This window comes from Rahnella bonaserana, from assembly GCF_019049675.1.
Lineage (GTDB): Bacteria > Pseudomonadota > Gammaproteobacteria > Enterobacterales > Enterobacteriaceae > Rahnella > Rahnella bonaserana.
Genome location: NZ_JAFMOW010000031.1, coordinates 1 through 874 on the forward strand (window position 1 = coordinate 1; position 874 = coordinate 874).

The 874-nt window shown below is 53.5% G+C and carries 1 protein-coding gene; it reads right to left on the bottom strand.

The window, feature by feature from the left end:
• The coding region (locus tag J1778_RS00150; RefSeq protein WP_238484487.1) for a flagellin N-terminal helical domain-containing protein at positions 1 to 853 on the bottom strand (853 nt) is incomplete at its 3' end.
• Positions 854 to 874: the final 21 nt, after the last annotated feature.

An 874-nucleotide genomic window follows, 5' to 3' on the forward strand; every position in this document is an offset into this window, starting at 1 on the left:
TCAGCTGACCAACGCCTGCCATTTGATCGGCAGTCGCGGTGGTGCCTGCAGAGAAGGACACGGTATCAGCCGCGCCGCCGGAACCTGCGCTGAAGGTGGCGTCCATGGTGATCGCCACATCTGCGCCGGATCCGTCTTTACCCACTGCGACGTAAACAGTGTTGCCGCTGCCGTCTTTGGTGGAGTAGATTTCGCCGGTGCCGCCTGAACCAAAGGCTTCAGTTTTCATGGCATCCATATCAGTCTGGCTCAGAACCACATTGGCTGCAGTGCCTGAATCATCACCGCTGAGTTTAGAACCGACGCTCAGTTTGGTGGCGACTTTAGTGGCGTCGAAACCGTCCATGCCTAAGGTGGTGGAGTTCATTTTGCTCAGGTTGATTTCGATGGTCTGACCGTCGTTAGAACCGACCTGAATGTTCAGGGTCTGATCTGAGCTCAGAACTTTCACGCCGTTGAACTCAGTCTGTTCAGAGATACGGTTGATTTCAGCCAGACGCGCGTTGATTTCGTCCTGGATGGACTTGCGGTCAGATTCTGAGTTGGTGCCGTTCTGAGACTGCACAGCCAGACGACGGATGTTCTGCAGGTTGTCGTTGACTTCGTTCAGTGCGCCTTCGGTGGTCTGCGCAATGGAGATACCGTCGTTGGCGTTACGGGAAGCCTGCGTCAGACCGTTGATGTTAGAAGTGAAACGGTTGCTGATTGCCTGACCCGCGGCATCGTCTTTCGCGCTGTTAATACGCACGCCGGAAGATAAACGCTGGATAGCGGTACCCAGTGAAGACTGTGATTTATTCAGGTTGTTCTGTGCTACCAGGCTCAGGGAGTTGGTATTAATAACTTGTGCCATTGAGATTTCCTCGAGTATTTA